5 protein-coding genes are annotated in these 4,676 nt (G+C 44.0%); all 5 read left to right on the top strand.

Annotated elements, in window-relative coordinates:
- Positions 1 to 300 precede the first annotated feature (300 nt).
- Positions 301 to 507, top strand: a complete 207-nt coding sequence (locus tag LHW48_07145) for a hypothetical protein (protein ID MCB5260233.1) — start codon at positions 301 to 303, stop codon at positions 505 to 507.
- 34 nt (positions 508 to 541) lie between these two features.
- Positions 542 to 826 carry a hypothetical protein gene (locus LHW48_07140; GenBank protein ID MCB5260232.1) on the top strand — a complete coding sequence of 95 codons (285 nt, stop codon included), beginning with the start codon at positions 542 to 544 and terminating at the stop codon, positions 824 to 826.
- Positions 819 to 1,217: a VOC family protein gene (locus LHW48_07135; protein MCB5260231.1), complete on the top strand. Its 399-nt coding sequence runs from the start codon at positions 819 to 821 to the stop codon at positions 1,215 to 1,217. Before LHW48_07140 ends, LHW48_07135 begins: the two co-directional genes overlap by 8 nt.
- A gap of 116 nt (positions 1,218 to 1,333) precedes the next feature.
- On the top strand, positions 1,334 to 2,590 hold the full coding sequence (locus tag LHW48_07130; protein MCB5260230.1) for an HlyD family efflux transporter periplasmic adaptor subunit: 1,257 nt from the start codon (positions 1,334 to 1,336) through the stop codon (positions 2,588 to 2,590).
- A partial coding sequence (locus tag LHW48_07125; GenBank protein ID MCB5260229.1) for a hypothetical protein occupies positions 2,587 to 4,676 on the top strand: 2,090 nt, incomplete at its 3' end. The genes LHW48_07130 and LHW48_07125, both read left to right, overlap by 4 nt.

Here is a 4,676-nt window from a genome sequence, read left to right as displayed (position 1 = left end):
GAAATAATGTAGTTAGGAGACCGGTGCACATCTATATATAGCAGATTTCTATGCACTAAGTATCGGTTTAGTGGTTTTATTGAGCGCAACTTTGCCCACCCTCCCCGGTAAAGTACCATCCTGGACTCCCATAGCACCTCTAGAGTAATGGGTAGAGCGGAAAGGGCTCTCCTGGACTGATAAGAAGAGTGGAAAGCTGCTCACGGTAGAACAGATTGCTCACAAGATCCAAGCCAAGATCAAGCGGGAAGGCATTACCGCTCTTAATGTGTTTGCTCAAGTGATCGCTAACCGTGAGCAGTGGATATATCAACAACTAAACTCAATCGAGGTAAGTCTATGAGTGCTTCTGAGAAGTTTATCGCAGATCGGAACCGGATAGTGGATGCCCTGAAGTTTTCCGATATCCCCACCATCCGCATTGATGGCTCTCGCTTGGTTCGGATCGCCAAGATTGACCTTCTGTTTGCGAAACAAATATATCTTGACCGCATCTCTTTTCTATAGAAAATAGATTCCATGAATGTAGTAAGGAGCTACCATGATAAAAATTGTTGTAATCTCTCTCTTATTAATCCTGATTCTCAGCGCTTGTGCAGGTTCCGATCAATTCAAAGAAGGCGGCAAAAAAGCAAATCTGATTCACGGTATCTGGCACGGTTGGATTGCTCCATTATCTCTTGTGCTTAGTATCTTTGGTGATGGAATCCGCATGTATGAACCCAATAACACCGGCTGGAGCTACGATCTTGGATTCTACATGGCGGTAATCGGTGGTTTTGGTGGTCTTGCCCTCAGTCGAAAGAAACGCAAGAAAGATGAGTAAAACCGGAATTTTGCACCATGTAGAAATATACGTAGACGATCTTGAAGCCACGAAAGACTTTTGGGGCTGGTTTCTGTCCCGACTCGGTTATACGGTGTTTCAGGAATGGGGAGCGGGCATTAGTTATAAATTGGACAGCACATATATCGTGTTTGTAAAAACGGAAGCAGAATTTAAAGAACCCAAATATCACCGGTGCCATAGCGGATTGAACCACCTGGCCTTCCATGCTCCATCCCGGCAGTTTGTAGATGACATTACCTTAGACTTGAAATCAAAAGGAATCGCCATCCTCTATCAAGATCGCCACCCATTTGCCGCCGGTGAGGGCTGCTATGCTGTATTTTTTGAGGATCCGATGCGCATGAAAGTGGAACTATGCGCCTATTGATCAAAATTGTAATGAGATTATTAACATCTGCAACAATGGGGGGGGGTGGAATAAATATTGCAATATTGAGCGGTAGAAGATACTATACGTGAATAGAGATGAAATATGAGGCTTTGATGGATAGAGAGATTCCGATTAAAGAACGAATGCTCAAAAAAATGAGACTGGTTCCGGTTATTTTAATTCTTTCTGTTTTTTTAATTTTGGGACAGATCTGGATAAGAAGTTATCTTCAGGATGCCATAGTGCGTGAGAGCGACATCTTAACCGCAAAAGTGCAAAGAGGCAGAATGGAGGGCTCGTTCAGTGCGGATGCAGTTGTGACTCCCATAAGTACTTACAGGGTAGAAGCTATGACCGGAGGCAGAATAGAAGCCATTTACTATCAATCCGGAGACTATGTTAAAAAAGGGCAAACTATTCTTAAACTCAGTAATGACGACTTAAAACTGAATTTACTGGCTCAAGAAACAGCAGTCACAGATCAAGTAAACAACCTAAATAATGCGCGCATACTGAACAACCAGAGTTTGCAAAGTCAGAAGCTAAAAATTGCAGAAGCCCGCAATGCACTAGCCAGAGAACAGCGGAAATTTCGTCAGAAGGTAGAACTCAAACGTAAGAGCTTCATCTCAGAAGAAGAGTATCTTTTGGCACAAGAAGATTACCAAATTGCGAATACCAGATACGAATATCTGGTGGAAGAAGCACGCACGGATTCGCTGTATCGAGTGCAACAACTGGAACAACTGGATGGAGCCGTGAAACAACTGCAACTTAGTTTACAGCAGATCCGGAACCGCATTAACGAGCTAGACGTAAAGGCTCCGATGAGCGGTCAGATTACAGAGATAGATTTGAAGTTGGGTCAGATCATCTCTACTGGAAGCCTTTTGGCAGTGATTGAAGATGACACTCGCTACTATCTGAGGGGCAGCGTAGATCAATACTACCTTGGCAGGTTGGCTGAGGGCGCCGTAGCTAGGATACGCCATCAAGGAGAAGACGTGATGCTTACTGTATCCAAAGTATATCCCCGTCTGATCAACGACAAGATTCAGGTGGACATTTCAGGGGATATTCCAAAGACTATGAAATCTGGGCAATCTGTTGCTGTGGAGGTCATTACCGATAGTTTGGAAGATGTATTGTACCTACCTCAAGGACAATATTTAAGTGATGGAGGTGGGCACTGGGTTTACGTGATGGATTCAAAAGCTACAAGAGCCACCCGGTGTGCCGTGAGAATGGGTTTTCGTAATATCCGCGACGTAGAAGTATTAGAAGGGCTTAAAGAAGGGGAGGTCGTGATTACTTCATCCTACAGAGCTTATAAAGACAGAGAGAATATTCGCATCAAGAAGGGAAAGTGATCTCCAAACACATCAGGTTGGCATTTAGGCAAATTTTACGACAGAAGTTTAGCTTTGCAATTGCTATTCTGGGATTCGCCGTTGGCTTGGCGGTAGTGGCTCATTTGATCTCGTATTCTTTGTACTATCTAGATTATGATCGTAATGTGGAGAACAAAGAAGAGTGGTATCGCCTACGTTACAGCCAAATTCACCCGGAATTGGGAGAGTTTTCCTCTGCCTCGTTTTTTATCCCCCCCGCAAAGATGTTGCTGAAAGATATTCCAGAGGTTCAGGATTATATTGTATACTGGCCAAGTGTGATAGCTCTTAACCTGCGCTGTGACGGCAAGCCTTTCCAAATGGAAGAGAAAGTTTATGTCTCAGAAAATTTCCCCCGGCACTACAAAATGGAAATCATCTATGGCGATCCAGATTCACTATTAAATGACCGTAACGGAATACTGATCAGTGAGAGCTTTTCGAGGAATTTCTTTGGAGATGTCAATCCGGTGGGCAAAAAGATCTATGCAGGAGGAAATCCTCAGTATTTCATAAGCGGAGTATTCACTGATTTGGATAGTAATTTGCATTTGAGACACGACCACTATTCACTTTGGTACAATGAAGATGAGTATCGCACCGATTCTGAGGAAGACTGGTATCTTACAGGTCATGTCCGAGTAAAGATTCCCGATAAAGAAGATAAACAGGTTGTCGAGCATAAATTAAACGAAATCCTGGATGAATATCGCTCCGTGATTGGGCAAACCGGCCGATTAGAAGTAAACCTCGATCCCATCAGCAAAATTCACTTCATTACCGGCCTGAAAGATGATGCTCCCACGATGTCAATTCTAAACATCTATTCAATTCTGGTGCTGTCCTTCATGTTCTTGCTGACGGCAGTATCCAATTTCTTTATTATAATCGGCCTTTCCTGGAAGAAGCGTGGCGATGAGTTCTATTTCAGACGCGCACTGGGTGCCGGAAGAGCTGATATTTTTGGCCAGTTGCTAGGCGAATATGGTCTGTATTTCGTTATTTCAGTATTGCTTGGGGTCATTTTGTATACTGCTACCATGAGCATATTTCGCGATATCTGCCAAGTGGATGTGCTTAGCTACAGCCTGTTCACCCTGCCCCATGCATTTTACGGCGTTATTGCATTATTATCGCTGGCTGTGCTGTCCGGTGTGATAATGAGCTTGCACCATTCCAAACTGATATTGGAACAAAGTGCCCGGCAGATTGTGCAGCGCGACAGAGGCATTAGCATTCTGCTGGTAGTGCAGATGATCATCGGCTTTATTTTTATAGCTGTGGCGGTTTCGGTTTCTCTGCAATACAGTAATGCTCGAAACCTAGATTGGTGTTGGGATTCCCAAAATACCATTCAATATGAGTATCTTAGCATTAATGACACAGCCAGGCAGGGTTACTATGATGCCAGAATCTTACGACAAAGGATTCGTGAGATACCGGGTGTACAAAAAGAAAGCGTGAGCAATTTCAATCTGGTAAGTAAGAGCTTAGATAACCAAAACGGCTTTCATGAAGTCGAGATCTATTTATACGATAGTGAGATGGATACGCCCATAGCATCTTATTTGAGCAGCTGCACGCCGGATTTTTTTCGGATAAGAGAAATCGAGCTGCTTTCAGGCAATATCCCTGATGAAGCAACAGAGGCGCAGGCTGTGGTAAATCGGAGCTTTGCGGACAAATACTTGACAAATCCCTTGGGCAGCAGGCTTCGTATGGCCACGGATGACGATAGCAACTGGTATGAGGTGGTGGCAGTGGTGGAAGATTGCTGGTTTTTTCCTCCCCATCATGAGATGATACCGATGATAATGATCTTGAATCCATACGTGATAAAGTACTATCAGATTAGCTGGCAGGAGGGCAGCAAACATAACGTGTTGCCTGCTCTGGAAGAGCTATTTACCGATGCTGCCGGGGGCGGAGTGTTTGGCTACACATCCAAAGATATTGAGCTTGCACAAGCGGAATTCTATGTACAAGATAGAATCTACAAGGACATCAGCTTGTTTATGGCGATCTTCGTGGTCATCATCGCAGTTATGGGTGTATATGCCGTAAG

Source organism: Candidatus Cloacimonadota bacterium, assembly GCA_020532355.1.
GTDB lineage: Bacteria > Cloacimonadota > Cloacimonadia > Cloacimonadales > Cloacimonadaceae > UBA5456.
This window is presented reverse-complemented; position numbering and strand designations above follow the sequence as displayed.

Bases quoted from the DNA above. Each gene is read 5' to 3' on its own strand.
- LHW48_07130 (MCB5260230.1), top strand. From the start codon at position 1,334: ATGGATAGAGAGATTCCGATTAAAGAACGAATGCTCAAAAAAATGAGA.
- LHW48_07135 (MCB5260231.1), top strand. From the start codon at position 819: ATGAGTAAAACCGGAATTTTGCACCATGTAGAAATATACGTAGACGAT.
- LHW48_07140 (MCB5260232.1), top strand. From the start codon at position 542: ATGATAAAAATTGTTGTAATCTCTCTCTTATTAATCCTGATTCTCAGC.